Annotated in this window: 10 protein-coding genes; 7 read left to right on the plus strand and 3 right to left on the minus strand. The window is 68.9% G+C overall.

The genetic code is table 11. The features are described 5' to 3' along the window. Positions 1-22 precede the first annotated feature (22 nt). The 4 genes from tkt (at position 23) to ACFDR9_RS05285 (ending at position 6,285) form a co-directional block, all read left to right on the plus strand. On the plus strand, positions 23-2,026 hold the full coding sequence (tkt, locus tag ACFDR9_RS05270) for a transketolase (protein WP_409030296.1): 2,004 nt from the start codon (positions 23-25) through the stop codon (positions 2,024-2,026). 3 nt (positions 2,027-2,029) lie between these two features. Further along, the gene (gene tal, locus ACFDR9_RS05275; RefSeq protein WP_409030297.1) at positions 2,030-2,980 is read left to right on the plus strand and encodes a transaldolase; all 951 of its coding nucleotides are present in this window, start codon (positions 2,030-2,032) and stop codon (positions 2,978-2,980) included. 264 nt (positions 2,981-3,244) lie between these two features. After that, positions 3,245-4,156: an AraC family transcriptional regulator gene (locus ACFDR9_RS05280; RefSeq protein ID WP_035787624.1), complete on the plus strand. Its 912-nt coding sequence runs from the start codon at positions 3,245-3,247 to the stop codon at positions 4,154-4,156. Between the two features lie 92 nt (positions 4,157-4,248). Next, a complete protein-coding gene (locus ACFDR9_RS05285) occupies positions 4,249-6,285 on the plus strand; it encodes an esterase-like activity of phytase family protein (protein WP_409030298.1) in 2,037 nt (678 codons plus the stop codon). An 84-nt stretch (positions 6,286-6,369) separates the two neighbouring features. Here the strand turns inward: ACFDR9_RS05285 and ACFDR9_RS05290 are convergent, their stop codons facing one another. The 3 genes from ACFDR9_RS05290 to ACFDR9_RS05300 form a co-directional block, all read right to left on the minus strand. Further along, the gene (locus ACFDR9_RS05290) at positions 6,370-8,331 is read right to left on the minus strand and encodes a methyl-accepting chemotaxis protein (protein ID WP_409030299.1); all 1,962 of its coding nucleotides are present in this window, start codon (positions 8,329-8,331) and stop codon (positions 6,370-6,372) included. A 493-nt stretch (positions 8,332-8,824) separates the two neighbouring features. Continuing rightward, positions 8,825-9,355: a glycine zipper 2TM domain-containing protein gene (locus ACFDR9_RS05295; RefSeq protein ID WP_017876554.1), complete on the minus strand. Its 531-nt coding sequence runs from the start codon at positions 9,353-9,355 to the stop codon at positions 8,825-8,827. Between the two features lie 118 nt (positions 9,356-9,473). Beyond that, positions 9,474-10,535, minus strand: coding sequence for an AraC family transcriptional regulator ligand-binding domain-containing protein (locus ACFDR9_RS05300; protein WP_409030300.1), 1,062 nt, complete (start codon positions 10,533-10,535; stop codon positions 9,474-9,476). Between the two features lie 135 nt (positions 10,536-10,670). Between ACFDR9_RS05300 and ACFDR9_RS05305 the strand changes: the two genes are divergently transcribed. The 3 genes from ACFDR9_RS05305 to ACFDR9_RS05315 all read left to right on the plus strand — a co-directional run. Further along, entirely contained in the window at positions 10,671-12,281 is a 1,611-nt protein-coding gene (locus tag ACFDR9_RS05305; protein ID WP_409030301.1) for an FAD-binding oxidoreductase, read from the plus strand. After that, entirely contained in the window at positions 12,278-13,888 is a 1,611-nt protein-coding gene (locus tag ACFDR9_RS05310; RefSeq protein ID WP_051068375.1) for a glycerol-3-phosphate dehydrogenase/oxidase, read from the plus strand. Before ACFDR9_RS05305 ends, ACFDR9_RS05310 begins: the two co-directional genes overlap by 4 nt. A 4-nt stretch (positions 13,889-13,892) precedes the next feature. After that, the coding region (locus tag ACFDR9_RS05315) for a xylulokinase (protein ID WP_409030302.1) at positions 13,893-14,700 on the plus strand (808 nt) is incomplete at its 3' end.

The raw sequence follows: 14,700 nt of genomic DNA on the forward strand, positions 1-14,700 counted from the left end.
CTTCCGCGCGAAAGAGACAGCCATGCCCAAGCAACAAGACCTTGCCAACGCCATCCGCGCGCTGGCGATGGACGCGGTACAGCAAGCCAATTCCGGCCACCCCGGCATGCCGATGGGTATGGCCGACATCGCGCTGGCGCTGTGGCAGCGCCGCCTGCGCCACAATCCCGCCAATCCGCAATGGGCCAACCGCGACCGCTTCGTGCTGTCCAACGGCCACGGCTCGATGCTGCTGTACGCGCTGCTGCACCTGAGCGGCTACGCGCTGGGCATCGACGACCTGAAGCAGTTCCGCCAGTTGCACAGCAAAACCCCCGGCCACCCGGAATACGGCTACACGCCGGGCGTGGAAACCACCACCGGCCCGCTCGGGCAAGGCTTGGCCAACGCGGTCGGCCTGGCGCTGGCGGAAAAAATGATGGGCGCCGAATTCAACCGGCCCGGCTTCGAGCTGGTCGACCACCACACCTACGCCTTCGTCGGCGACGGCTGCCTGATGGAGGGCATTTCGCACGAGGCCTGTTCGCTGGCCGGCACGCTGGGGCTGGGCAAGCTGGTCGTGTTCTACGACGATAACGGCATCTCGATCGACGGCGAGGTCGGCGGCTGGTTCACCGACGACACGCCGCGCCGCTTTGAAGCCTACGGCTGGCGCGTGTTGCGCGAGGTCGACGGCCACGACCACGCGGCGCTGGGCGCCGCCATCGACGCCGCGCGCGTCGGCGAGGGGCGGCCGACGCTGATCTGCTGTAAAACCGTGATCGGCAAGGGCGCGCCGCACAAGCAGGGCAGCCACGAGTCGCATGGCGCGCCGCTGGGCGCCGCCGAGGTGGCGGCGGCGCGCGCCGCGCTGGGCTGGCCGCACGCGCCGTTCGAGATTCCGGCCGAGATTTACGCGGCCTGGGACGGGCGCGAGCGCGGCGCCGCGCTGGAGCGCGACTGGGAGGCCAGCTTCGCCGGCTACCGGAGGGCGCACCCGCATCTGGCGGCCGAGTTCCTGCGCCGCCGCGCCGGCGAGCTGCCGGCCGACTTCGCGCCGCAACTGGCCGCCGCGCTGGCGGCCTTGGACGCGAAAGCCGAAACCATCGCCACCCGCAAGGCCAGCCAGAACGCCATCGGCCTCATGGCCGCGCAACTGCCCGAGCTGGTGGGCGGTTCGGCCGACCTGGCCAGCTCCAACCTGACGCTGTGGCCGGCCGCGCGCGCGGTCTCGGCGGCCGGCGGCGGCAACTACATCTATTACGGCGTGCGCGAGTTCGGCATGGCCGCCATCATCAACGGGCTGGCGCTGTACGGCGGCCTGCGCCCGTTCGGCGGCACCTTCCTGATGTTCTCGGAGTACGCCCGCAACGCGCTGCGGATGGCGGCGCTGATGCGCATCAATCCGATTTTCGTGTTCACCCACGATTCGATCGGCCTGGGCGAGGACGGCCCGACCCACCAGCCGGTGGAGCAGACCGCGACGCTGCGCATGATCCCCAACATGGACGTGTGGCGCCCGGCCGACACGGCCGAGGCGCTGGTGGCGTGGCAGGTGGCGCTGCAGCACCGCGGCACGCCCAGTTGCCTGGTGTTTTGCCGCCAGAATCTGCCGTACCTGCCGAAGAGCGCGCAGCAACTGGCCGACATCCGCCGCGGCGCCTACGTGCTGGCGGCCGAGGCCGGCACGCTGGCGGCGGTGCTGATCGCCACCGGCTCCGAGGTCGAGCTGGCGATGCGGGCGCGGCGCGCGCTGGCGCTGGAAGGTGTCCACGTGCGGCTGGTGTCGATGCCGTCGCCGTACAATTTCGACCGCCAGGACGCCGCCTACCGCGACGCCGTGCTGCCGCGGCGCGCGCCGCGCGTCGCCGTCGAAGCCGGCCTGGGCGACTACTGGCGCAAATACGTCGGCCTGCGCGGCGCCGTGGTGGGTATCGACACCTTTGGCGAATCCGGCCCGGCCGCCGCCCTGTACCTGCACTTCGGCCTGACCGTCGAGGCCGTCTGCGCCGCCGTGCGCGCCCTGATCGAGCAACCCTGCGAATAAACCATGAACCAACTTGAACAACTGAAGCAGTACAGCACCGTGGTCGCCGACACCGGCGACTTCCAAAGCATCAAGGCGTTCGCGCCGCGGGACGCCACCACCAACCCCTCGCTGATCCTGAAGGCGGTGCGGATGGATGAATACCGGCCGCTGCTGGAGCGGGCCGTGCGCGACCACGGCGGCGAAGGCGTCGACGCGGTCGCCGACCGTTTGCTGGTGGCCTTCGGGCTAGAGATCCTGAAACTGGTGCCGGGCCGGGTCTCGACCGAAACCGACGCCCGCCTGTCCTTCGACACGGCGGCGACGGTGGCGCGCGGGCGCGCGCTGTTCGCGCTGTACCAGGCGGCCGGGGTGGCGCGCGAGCGCGTGCTGATCAAGATCGCCTCGACCTGGGAGGGCATCGAGGCGGCGCGCGTGCTGGAGCGCGAGGGCATCCACTGCAACATGACGCTGCTGTTTTCGCTGGCGCAGGCGGCCTGCTGCGCCGACGCCGGCGCGCGCCTGATCTCGCCCTTCGTCGGCCGCATCCTCGACTGGCACAAGAAGGCCGGCGGGGTGGTTGGCAGCGGCGCCGACGACCCCGGCGTGCAGTCGGTGCGGCGCATCCACGCGTACTACCGGCAGTTCGGCCACCGCACCGAGGTGATGGGCGCGAGCTTCCGCGGCACCGCGCAGATCGCCGAGCTGGCCGGGTGCGACCTGCTGACCATCAGCCCGGACCTGCTGGCGCAGCTGGCCGCCAGCGAGGCGCCGCTGGCGCGCCGCCTGGGCGCGGCGGACGCGGCGCCGGCGCAGACCCGGCTGGCGTTGAACGAGTCGGCCTTCCGCCTGATGCTCAACGACGACGCCATGGCCAGCGAAAAGCTGGCCGAGGGCATCCGCGGCTTCTGCGTCGATTCGGCGCTGCTGGAGCGGATGATAGGCGAGCGTATCGGCGCCTGCAAAAAAGTATAGGAAGCTGGCTTGGAGGTATTAAAAATAACGCCGGAAAAGGAGTAAATTGTTAAAGTGCTGCAAAAAAGCATCAGCGACGACGGAAACGGGTCGAAGAACTCGCTATTTCGGGCAAACTGGGCCACAGTGGATGATACCGCTCCGTCGCCCGTTAGCGTGACGCCGGCATGTCGGATTACGCTACGCTAATCCGACCTACGGATGGCTTGGCCGGCGGCGCACCGGCGCACTGGCAGCACGCCACACGAAAACGGGGATGACAGCATGGACATTTTGCCGCGGACACGCAGCCTGGAAGCGCACCGCTGCGCACCGAAGTCGCCGGAAATCGAACGCGAGAACTACGACGGCATCATCAACTACCTCGAACACGGCTACCCGAGTCCGCGCGTGCGCTGGCACTGCCACGACGAATACGAGCTGCACTTGATCGTCTCGACCAGCGGCAAGCTGTTCGTCGGCGATTACATCGGCGAATTTTCGCCCGGCCACCTGGTGCTGACCGGGCCGCGGCTGCCGCACAACTGGATTTCGAGCAGCGTGCCGGAGGAGGGCGTGGTACTGCGCGACATGATCCTGCAATTCGCCCACGACCCGCTGGAGCAGGCCGCCAAACTGGTTCCCGAGCTGCGCGAACTGCTGCCGCTGCTGGAGCGCTCGACCTACGGCATTGAATTCCTCGACATCGGCGCCCAGGCCGAGCAGCACTTCCTGCGCATCCGCGGCAGCGCCGGGGCCGAGCGCTTCGGCCACTTCGTGCAGTTCATGTGCCAACTGGCGCGCAGCGGCAACTACCGCTTGCTGTCGAGCGCGACGATGCGCTCCTACGACGACGACGCCACGCTGGCCAAGGTCAACGCCGTGCTCAGCTACATCACCGAAAACTACCGCGAGCCGATTTCGGCCGAGGCGCTGGCCGAGCAGCTCGGCATGTCGCTGAGCAAGTTCTCGCGCTTCTTCCGCAAAACCACCGGCAATAGCTTCACCGACTTCGTCAGCCGCATCCGCATCAACAAAGCCTGCCAGCTGCTGATGAACACCGACCAGTACGTCACCAACGTCTGCTACGACGTCGGCTTCCACAACGTTGCCAACTTCAACCGGCGCTTCCTGCAAGTGAAGGGCGTAACGCCGAAGGAATTCCGGCGCCAGGCCGACGGCCGCTTCGGCGCCTAGGGCGGGGCGCCGCAGCCGTTGTCACGCGGCGGTCACGCGCGTCGTGTATCGTTGCCGCTTCTTATCATCGAAGCATCAACGAGGACGCCCGCATGAAGCTGCACACCACTTTGACCCTGACCACGCTCGCCGCCGGGCTGGCGCTGAGCGCCTGCGGCGGCGACGCGACGCAGCCGCCGCCAGCGCCGGCCAGCATGACCGGGGTCTTTCTCGACAGCGCCGTCGAAGGGCTGGAGTACGCCGCCGGCGCCGCGGCCACCGCCAGCACCAACGCCAAGGGCGAATTCGCCTGCGTTCCGGGCGACAAGGTCGCCTTCAGCGTCGCCGGCCTGGCGCTCGGCAGCGCGGCATGCGGCGCCGTCCTGACCCCGCTCGACCTGGCCGGCGGCGGCGACGTCAAGAACGACAAGGTGGTGAATCGCCTGTTGGCGCTGCAACTGCTCGACGAGGACGGCGACCCGGCCAACGGCATCAGGATCGGCGCCGACGTGAAGGCCGGACTGGCGGGTAAAAGCCTGGACTTCGGCGCCGCGCCGGCCAGCTTCCATACCCTGCTGGGCGCGCACATGGCGGCCTTGGGCGGCAAGTACGCCGGACGCGGCATCAACGACGAGCGCCGCGCGCTGGCGCGCGAACACTTCGAGGACACGCTGGCCTCGCAGGCCGGCGCGCCGGTCGCCGAGACGGCGCTGCAGAGCGGCGCGCTGGGCAGCGTCAGCGTCACGGTGACGCGCTACCAGGTGCAGGCGGCCAGCGCCTTCTACGTGCCGTACGAGGGCGCCGACGCCAAGGTCAAAGAGGCGTTCCCGCTCGGCTTCCTGCCGTCCTACGGCTCCGGCCTGGCGTTCAAGGGCACGGCGCCGAACGGCGACCTGGAGTTCTACGGCCTGACCGACCGCGGCCCGAACGGCGACGGCCCGAACCTGCCCGACCCGAGCGGCAAGGGCGGTAGCGGCAGCAAACTCTTCCCGTCGCCGAGCTTCGCGCCGTCGTTCGGCGTCATCACACTGGGTAAAAAAGGTGCGGTGCTGGCCTCCAGCACGCCGATCAGGGTCTCGGCGGCGGTCAAGGCGTCGGGCCTGCCGGTGCCGCCCGGCGCGGTCGGCAATTCGGCCGAAGTCCCGGTGTTCGACAAGATGCGGTTCGACGCCGCCGGCAAGGCGGTCTACAACGCCGGCGGCATCGACCCGGAAGCGATCGTGTTCGACAAGAAGCGCAATGTGCTGTGGCTGTCGGACGAATACGGTCCCTTCATCGTCAAGCTCGACCCGGCCAGCGGCGTGATCCAGGCGAAGTACGAGCCGGGCAAAGGCTTACCGGCGATCTTCGCCAAGCGCCGCGCCAACCGCGGCGTCGAGGGCATGGCGCTCGACACCGGCACCGACAAGCTGCACGCCTTCCTGCAAAGCCCGCTGAGCGACGGCAAGGCGCAGTACGCGCCGACCAAGTCGAGCGAGCCGATAGAACGCTTCGCCCGCTTCACGCGCTGGATTGAATTCGATCCGCTGAGCGGCAGCACCAGCAAGATGTACGCCTACCCGCTCGACGGCGCCGACTACCAGGACGGCCGCACCGGCAACGCCAAGCTGGGCGACATGGTCGCGCTGGGTGGCGGCAAATTCGTCGTCATCGAGCAGGGCGCGGCGCCGTCCGGCAAGGTGTTTAACAGGCTGATGCTGGTGGAGTTGGGCGAGGCGACCGACATTTCCGGCGCCGCTTTCAACGCCGCCACTTCGGACCTGGAGAAGAGCAGCATGGGCGGCGTGGCCGTGAACGGCGCCAGCTGGGCCGCCGTGAAACCGTTGAAGAAGACCGTGCTGCTGGACTTGAACGCGCTGGGCTGGATGGCCGAGAAGGCCGAGGGCTTGACCCTGGTCGACGGCGCCACGCTGGCGCTGTCGAACGACAACGACTTCGGCATGAAGACCCGGGTGTACGACGCCGCCGGCGTCGAGGTCGCCGGCGCCGACGTCACCAAGTGCACGGTCGGCGCCGACGGTGTGATCGTCACCAGCACCGTGGTCGGCTGCAACGCCGCCAACGCGATCCGGGTCGCGCGCGGCGACGACCGCGAGCGTCCGGGGCGGCTTTGGCTGATCAAGTTCGCCAAGACCTTGAGCAGCTACTGATCTTCGGGGCGCGCGCGGACGCGCAAAGCCAGGTGAAAAAAAAGGACACCGAAGTGTCCTTTTTGTTGCGCGCCGCGCTGAAGCTTAAAACTCTTCCCAGTCGTCGCCGGCCGCAGCCGCCGGGGCTTTGCGTGGCGCCGGGGCGCTCTTGCGGACGGCCGGGGCGTGGCTTGCGACGCGCGCCGGCGCCGCCGGGGCGGCCGGACGCGGCGCCGCCGCGCTGCTGCGCGCCATCGGCGCCGGGTCGCCGTGGGCGGCCAGCTTGAAGCCGCCCACCGCCTGGGTCAGGCGCACCGCCATGTCCTTCAGGCTTTCGGCGGCGGCCGCCGATTCCTCCACCAGCGCCGAGTTCTGCTGCGTCATTTCGTCCATGTGGGTGATGGCGGTGTTGACTTCCTCGATGCCGGCGCTCTGCTCCTGGGTGGCGGCGGTGATGTCGCTCATGATGTCGGCCACGCGCTGGATCGATTGCACGATCTCGCCCATGGTGTGGCCGGCTTCGTCAACCAGCTTGCCGCCGGCGTCGACCTTCTCGCCGGAGTCGACGATCAGCGATTTGATTTCCTTGGCGGCGGCGGCGGAGCGCTGCGCCAGGTTGCGCACTTCCGAGGCCACGACGGCGAAACCGCGGCCCTGTTCGCCGGCGCGCGCCGCTTCGACGGCGGCGTTCAGCGCCAGGATGTTGGTTTGGAAGGCGATGCCGTCGATGACGCCGATAATGTCGGCGATGCGGTTCGAGCTTTCCTTGATCGAGCCCATCGTTTCAACCACCTGCGACACCACCGAGCCGCCCTTGCTGGCCACGCTGGACGCCGACAGCGCCAGTTGGTTGGCCTGCTTGGCGTTGTCGGCGTTCTGCCGCACGGTCGAGGTCAGTTCTTCCATCGAGCTGGAGGTCTCTTCCAGCGAGCTGGCCTGCGATTCGGTACGCGCCGACAGGTCGGCGTTGCCGGCGGCGATTTCGGCCGAGGACACCTTGACGGCGTCGCTGGTGCTGCGGATGTCGAGCAGCACGTGGGCGATCTTGTCGACGAAACGGTTGAAGGCGCTGGCGATCTGCGCCAGTTCGTCGCTGCCGTTGGCGTCCAGTCGTTTGGTCAGGTCGCCCTCGCCGGAGGCGATGTCTTCCAGCGCGTCGCGGATCAGCGCCAGGCGCTGCAGCGCTTTGGCCACCAGCAGCGTCAGCAGGAAGCCGGCGCCCAGCGTCAGCAGCAGCGCCATCATGGCCGAGTTCCACAGCATCGCGGTCAGCGCCTGGGTCGCCTCGGCCTTGTCGAGCACGATCACCAGGAACCAGTCGGTGCCGGCCACTTTGGCCACGTGCAGCAGGCCGTCGCGGCCTTGCAGGCTGACCGGCGCGGCCGCTTTCTCCGCTTCGATCTGCGTCAGTTTGGCGATCGTCAGCGCGGCGTCGAACTCGGTGACCGGCTTGAGCGTCAGTTTCTGGTCCGGGTGGGCGATGATGGCGCCGGTGCTGTCGACCAGGAACGAGAAGCTGCTCGGTGTCGGCTTGATGGCGACGACGTTGCGCACCACGGTGTCGATCATGACGTCGACGCCGCCGACCGCGGTGGCGTTGCCTTTCGGGCCGAACGGCTCGGCGAAGGTGACCACCAGCTTGCCGGTGGTGGCGTCAACGTAGGGCGCGGTGAGGATAGGCCCGCCGACCTGGTTGGCCTTGATGTACCAGGGCCGCTGGGTCGGATCGTAGTTCGGCGGCATCTCGTGCAGCGCCAGCATTTTTTTGTCGGGATAGCCGATGTAGGCGTCGTCGAAAGCGCCGGCGACTTTGGCCGCGGCGATGAACGGCAGCGGCTCGGGCAGGTCGGCGGCCGCCTTCAGCGAGCTGACGATCATGCCCTTGCTGCGCACCCATTCGGCGATGCCGGTCGAGTGCACCTGCGACAGCTGCTGCATCTGCGCGTCGAGCGACTCGACGGTGCGGCTGCGGGTGGTGAAGAAATTCGTGACCGTCATGGCCAGCATGGCGAAGACGACGATGGAAATGCAGATGGCGATGAGCCGGGTACGAAGGGATGAAAACATGCTCTCGTTTTCCTTTCAACTAAGACTGTTGGGGCCGAGAAAATCCAGTGAGGTGAGTACCATACCGGCGATGCGGAGCGCCATCGTTGCACTGGGCATTGATGCGTCGTGGACAACTGTTGCGTGAAATAATTATAGTTGAGATCAATCAATAAACCAGCAAAATCAGTTGTTTTGATTGAATAGTGCGGCTTATTCGCACACTCCGGCATGGGGCTTGCGGGGGGGCTTACGGCGGCGTAAAGCGGGCGCAAAAGCGGGGGCGGGACGGGGGGCGGGCGGAGAGCCGCATGCGCACTGGCTTGTGGCGATTGGGCGGGTTGTTAAACTGTCTAAACAGTTATATAAATCAAAAGCAAAGGCGTTGAGTGAGCGTGTCGCAGGGCGGAATGGCGGGACCCGTCAGCCGACAATGTTGGCTGAAGCGAGACCCTGCTCCAGGCCAACGTTGTCGGCTTACCCACGCCGTGTAAGCGGTTCCGGCTAATGGCTCTTAATAAGCGTAGGCGCGGCCGTTGACGACGCGCACCCGGCTGCCCATGCGCAGGCCGTCGAGGCTTTCTTGCACGACGGTGACGCCGTCGCCGTTTTCAAGGCGCACGTGGAGGCGGTAGGTGTCCGGCGTCGCGGCGCTGCGGTTTTGTTCGACGTTGTTGCCGACCATCGCGCCGCCGATGGCGCCGAGCACGGTGGCCGCCTTGCGGCCGCTGCCGCCGCCGACCTGGTTGCCCAGAACGGCGCCGGCGATGCCGCCGACGACGGCGCCGGCGCCGCTGGTGCCGCCGTTGCCGCCGTTACCGCGAAGCACCTGGATCGAATCGATCGCGCCATAGCGCTCCTGGCTCTGCTGCATCGGCTGTCGCTGTTGCGCCGGCGGCTCGTAGTAACCGGATTGCTGCGGTTGCTCGTAGTAGCCGGATTGCTGCGGTTGATAGCCGTTGGTGGCGCAGCCGGTCAGCGTGGCGAGGGCGATCAGGGCGAGCAGCAGCGAGACGCTGACGATGCTGGTACGGGTTGGTTTCATGTTTTCTCCTTGTTCTGTATGTCTTCAACATCGTACATCTAGAAAGCCCAGTACGGTAAACCTAAATGTAAGCAGGTATGGCGGGGCGGGCCAAAGCGCCTGTTTGACTAACATCCGCTTACATTTCGCTGGCCAGGCCGGCGCCGCGGCACTGTTCGCGGTAGGCGCCCGGGTTGACGCCGGCCCATTCCTTGAACGCGTGGTGGAAGGCGCTTTGCTCCTGGTAGCCGAGCAGGAAGGCGATGTCCACCAGGCTCGGGCCCGGCTGGCGCAGGCAATCCTTGGCCAGCGCGAAACGGGCCTGGTCGAGCACTTGCTGGAAGGTGGCGCCGGCCTCGCTGAGCTTGCGTTGCAGGGTGCGCGGCGACAGGTTCAACTGCTGCGCAATCGACGCCAGCCGCACCTGGCCCTGGGTCAGGTTGCGCATGACGGCCGCGTGCACCAGCGCCTGGATGCCGCCGCCGGCCTGGGCGCGCTTGCTCATCAACTGCTCGGCGTGCCGTTGCAGCACCGGGTACAGGCTGACGTCGGCGTTCGGCACCGGCCAAGCCAGCATCCGGGCGTCGAAGCTGGCGACGTTGGCGTCGGCGCCGAAGCGCGGCAGCGCGCCCAGCACGCGCACGTACTCGGCCTCCAGGCCGGCGCCGCCGGCGTGCGTGAAGGCGATGTCGGCCGGCGCCAGCGTGGCGCCGGCCAGCCAATTGCCGAACACGCGGATGCCGGCGAAGACGCTGTCGACCAGGTGGCGCCGGCCGGGCGGGTAGTGGCTGTGCCAGGCGTAGCGGGCGACGCCGCCGTCGACCCGCAGCGCCGAGCGGCCGAGGTCGTGCGCCAGTTGTTCGTAGCGCACGGTTTGTTCGAAGGCTTGGCCGAAGTCGCGGCAGCTCAGCAAGATCAGGCCGTAGACGCTGTAGGTGCCCAGCTTGACGCGCTCGCCCACGTGCAGGCCGAAGTGCGGGTCGCCGCTCATGGCGGCGCCGAGGTCGAGCAGGCGTACGTAATCGTCGGCCGCCAGCGCCTCGGGCAGCGGGTGCAGCGCGTGCTCGGCCAGGCCGGCCGCGCGCGCCAGCGCGGCGGCGTCGACGCCGCGCGCGGCGGCGGCCTCCAGCAGCGGCTGCAAATACGAGCCGGCCACGCGCCGCTCTGGCGCCGGGGCGGCGTCAGGCCGCGCGCTTGGCATGATCGAACAATGCGTTTGTCATAAATACACAATACTGGAAAGGGGTTGTCATTTACTCTTGTGCCATTCGCGGTGCGGCGCATTTTGAATGTCAAGTATAGCAAGGCGCGCCGCCGCTCCACAACGAGGGAAGACATGAGACGCTGGAACGGCTGGGGCGACGACGCCATCGAGTTTGCGCTGAACGACGACGCGTTGGCATTCCTGGGCGCGCGCGTCGGCGCCGGCGCCGCCATCGGCGACGCCTCGCTGGCGCAGGCTTGCGCGGCCATCGGCCCGTCGCGGCTGGCGCCGCACCGCCTGATCGACGCCGACCCGGCGCTGCGCCTGCACAACGCGCTCGGACAAAGCCTGCCCGACTGGTTCAAGCTGAGGTACGGCAGGGTCGGCGCGGTGCCCGACGGCGTCGCCTTTCCCGACAGCGCCGAACAGGTGCGCGAGCTGCTGGCCTACGCCGAGCGCCACGGCGTGGCCGTGATTCCGCATGGCGGCGGCACCAGCGTGGCCGGCCACCTGACCGTGGCCGAGGGCGCGCGCCCGGCGCTGTCGATGAACCTGACGCGGCTGTGCCGCATGAGCGCCTTCGACAAGCAGGCGCAGCTGGCCACCTTCGGCGCCGGCGTCTTCGGCCCCGACCTGGAGGCGCAGCTGCGCGCGCACGGCTACACGCTGGGCCATTTTCCGCAGTCGTTTGAATACTCGACGCTGGGCGGCTGGATCGCCACGCGCTCGTCCGGCCAGCAGTCGCTGCGCTACGGCCGCATTGAACAGGTGTTCGCCGGCGGCAGCGTGGAAACCCCGGCCGGCACGCTGAGCATCCCGACCTTTCCCGCCTCGGCCGCCGGCACCGACCTGCGCGAAATGGTGCTCGGTTCCGAGGGCCGCCTCGGCGTGTTGACCGAGGCCACCGTGCGCGTCACCAGGCTGCCCGAATACGAGGCCTTCCACGCGGTGTTCTTCCCCAACTGGGAGGCGGCCGAAAAAGCCGTGCGCGAAGTGGCCCAGGCCAAGCTGCCGCTGTCGATGCTGCGGCTGTCGAACCAGTTGGAGACGCTGACCATGTTGACCCTGGCCGGGCATAAAAAGCTGATCGGCGCGCTGCAAACCTATCTGTCCTGGCGCGGCTGCAAGGACGACAAGTGCATGCTGATGCTCGGCGTCAGCGGCCAGAAGGCTAGCGCCGCCGTCGCGCTCAAGAGCGCGCTGGCGCTCACCCGCGGCCACGGCGGCGTCCACGTCGGCAAGGCCATGGGCGCCAAATGGAAGCAGAACCGCTACCGCAACGTCTACCTGCGCAACGCGGCGTGGCAACACGGCTACGTGATCGACACGGTGGAGACGGCGGTCGACTGGCCGCGCGTGGCCGGCATGATGCACGCGCTCGAGCGGGCGGCCCGAGACGCGTTGGGCGCGCAGGGTGAGCGGGTGCACGCTTATACCCATCTGTCGCACCTGTACGCGCAGGGCGCCAGCGTCTACACCACCTTCGTCTACCGGCTGGCCGGCAATTACGAGGAAGACATGGCGCGCTGGCGCCTGTTGAAGGGCGGCGTCAGCGCGGCCATCGTCGAGCATGGCGGCACCATCAGCCACCAGCACGGCGTCGGCACCGACCACGCGCCCTACCTGGCGGCGGAAAAAGGCGCGCTCGGCATGAGCGCGATGCGCGCGCTGTTCCAGCACTTCGACCCGCAGGCGATCATGAACCCGGGCAAGCTGCTGCTCGACGCGGAGTGCGCGAAGTGAGCGGCCACTGGCGCGCTGGCTGGCGCGACGGCCTGCCCGAGCTGTTCGGGCGCGACTGGGACGTGGTCATCGTCGGCGGCGGCATCACCGGCGCCGGCATCCTGCTGGAAGCGGCGCGGCGCGGCCTGAAGGCGCTGCTGGTCGAGCAGCGCGACTTCGCCTGGGGCACCTCGAGCCGCTCGTCGAAGCTGGTGCACGGCGGCTTGCGCTATCTGAAGGAGGGCAAGTTCGGCATGACGCGCGAGTCGGTGCGCGAGCGCCAGCACCTGCTGCGCGAGGCGGCCGGGCTGGTCGAGCCGCAGGGCTTCGCCTTCGGCGACTACGTCGGCCGCAAACCGGGCCGGCGCCTGTTCCTGGTCGGCCTGGCGCTCTACGATTTCATGGCCGGCCAGCGCGCGCGCCACTACTACACGGCCGACGAGTTCTGCATGCTGGCGCCGAACGTGGCGCGCGCCGGGCTGAGCGGCGGCATGTGCTACAGCGACGCCAAGACCGACGACGCGCGCCTGGTGCTGCGCGTGCTGCAAGAGGCGCAGCGGCACGGCGGCGTGGCCGTCAACTACATGGCGGTGCAGTCGCTGCTGCGCACTGACGGCCAGGTGCGCGGCGCGCTGCTGCGAGACGGCGTTGGCGGCGCCAGCCACGAGGTGCGCGCCAAGCTGGTGATCAGCGCCACCGGCGCCTGGGCCGACGGCCTGCGCGGGCAGGGCGGCGCCGCGCCGAAGCTGCGGCCGCTGCGCGGCAGCCATCTGGTGCTGCCGGCTTGGCGCCTGCCGCTGGCGCAGGCGATCAGCCTGATGCACCCGCGCGACGGCCGTCCGGTGTTCGCCTTTCCGTGGGAGGGCGTGACGCTGGTCGGCACCACCGACGTCGACCACGGCGCCGACATGAAGCTGGAGGCGGCCATCACGCGCGCCGAGCTGGACTACCTGATGCTGGCGCTGCGCCAGCAGTTCCCGCAACTGGATTTGACCGAGGCCGACGTCCTCGCCACCTACGCCGGCGTGCGCCCGGTGATCGACAGCGGCCAGGCCGACCCGTCGAAGGAGGGCCGCGAACACGCGCTGTGGCTGGAAAACGGCCTGCTGACCGTCACCGGCGGCAAGCTGACCACCTTCCGCGTGATCGCCCTGGACGCGCTGAAACGCGCCGCGCCGCTGCTGCCCGGCTGGCGCGACAGCTTGCAAGCACGACCGATTTTCCAGGCGGCGCCAGCCTTAACCGGCCGGCGCCTGTCTGTCGAACAAGAGGGCCGCCTGCTGGGCCGCTACGGCCCGCACGCGCAGTCCCTGCTGGACGCGGCCGGCCCGGGTGAACTCGCCACCATCCCCGGCACCGAGACGCTGTGGGCGCAACTGCGCTGGGCCGCGCGCGCCGAGGCGGTGCAGCGGCTGGAAGACCTGCTGCTGCGGCGCAGCCGCGTCGGCCTGCAACTGCGCGGCGGCGGGCTGGAGATCCTGGCGCGGGTACGCGCCATCTGCCAGCCGGAGCTGGGCTGGGACGACGCCCGCTGGGACGCCGAGCAGGCGGCCTACCTGGCGTTGTGGCAGAGCCACTACAGCCTGCCGGCGCCGCGCGCCACCACCACCACCACCGCCGGAGCTTGAGGCGATGAGCGCACAATACCTGCTCTCCATCGACAACGGCACCCAGAGCGTGCGCGCGCTGCTGTTCGATTTACAGGGCAATATCGCGGCCAAGGCGCAGGTCTACCTGGAGCCGTATTTTTCCGACCACCCGGGTTGGGCCGAGCACGACGCGGACGGCTACTGGCAGGCGGTGTGCGAAGCCTGCCGGCAGTTGTGGGCCGCCACAACGATCCCGAAATCGGCCGTCAAGGGCGTCGCCGTAACGACCCAGCGCGGCACCGTGATCAACCTCGACAAGCAGGGCAAGCCGCTGCGCCCGGCCATCACCTGGCTCGACCAGCGCAGCACCGCACAGGTTCCGCCCATGGGCCGCTGGTGGGGCGCGGCGTTCAAGCTGGCGCGGGTCGAGGGCACCATCGACTACTTCCGGCGCGAGGCCGAAATCAACTGGATCGCCGCGCACCAGCCGCTGCTGTGGCAGCGCACCGACAAATTCCTGCTGCTGTCGGGCTTCCTGAACTACCGCCTGTGCGGCCGCTTCGTCGACTCGACCGGCTCGCAGGTGGCCTACATCCCGTTCGACTACAAGCGCCACGCCTGGGCCGGCCGGCGCGATTGGAAATGGCGCGCGCTGGCGATCCGCCGCGACATGCTGCCGGAGCTGGTGGCGCCGGGCACGGTGATCGGCGCCATCGACGCGGCGGGGGGGGGGGGGGGGGGGGGGGGGGAGGGGGGGGGAGGGGAGGGGGAGGGGGGGGGGAGGGGGGGGGGGGGGGGAGGGGGGCGGCGGGCTGCCGGTGGCGATAGGAGCGCAGAGCGCCCATCCCGGC

It is taken from the genome of Janthinobacterium sp. CG_23.3 (genome assembly GCF_046115965.1).
GTDB lineage: Bacteria > Pseudomonadota > Gammaproteobacteria > Burkholderiales > Burkholderiaceae_D > Janthinobacterium.

Coding starts and splice junctions, on each gene's coding strand:
- tkt (WP_409030296.1), top strand. CDS start 23: ATGCCCAAGCAACAAGACCTTGCCAACGCCATCCGCGCGCTGGCGATG.
- tal (WP_409030297.1), top strand. CDS start 2,030: ATGAACCAACTTGAACAACTGAAGCAGTACAGCACCGTGGTCGCCGAC.
- ACFDR9_RS05280 (WP_035787624.1), top strand. CDS start 3,245: ATGGACATTTTGCCGCGGACACGCAGCCTGGAAGCGCACCGCTGCGCA.
- ACFDR9_RS05285 (WP_409030298.1), top strand. CDS start 4,249: ATGAAGCTGCACACCACTTTGACCCTGACCACGCTCGCCGCCGGGCTG.
- ACFDR9_RS05290 (WP_409030299.1), bottom strand. CDS start 8,331: ATGTTTTCATCCCTTCGTACCCGGCTCATCGCCATCTGCATTTCCATC.
- ACFDR9_RS05295 (WP_017876554.1), bottom strand. CDS start 9,355: ATGAAACCAACCCGTACCAGCATCGTCAGCGTCTCGCTGCTGCTCGCC.
- ACFDR9_RS05300 (WP_409030300.1), bottom strand. CDS start 10,535: ATGCCAAGCGCGCGGCCTGACGCCGCCCCGGCGCCAGAGCGGCGCGTG.
- ACFDR9_RS05305 (WP_409030301.1), top strand. CDS start 10,671: ATGAGACGCTGGAACGGCTGGGGCGACGACGCCATCGAGTTTGCGCTG.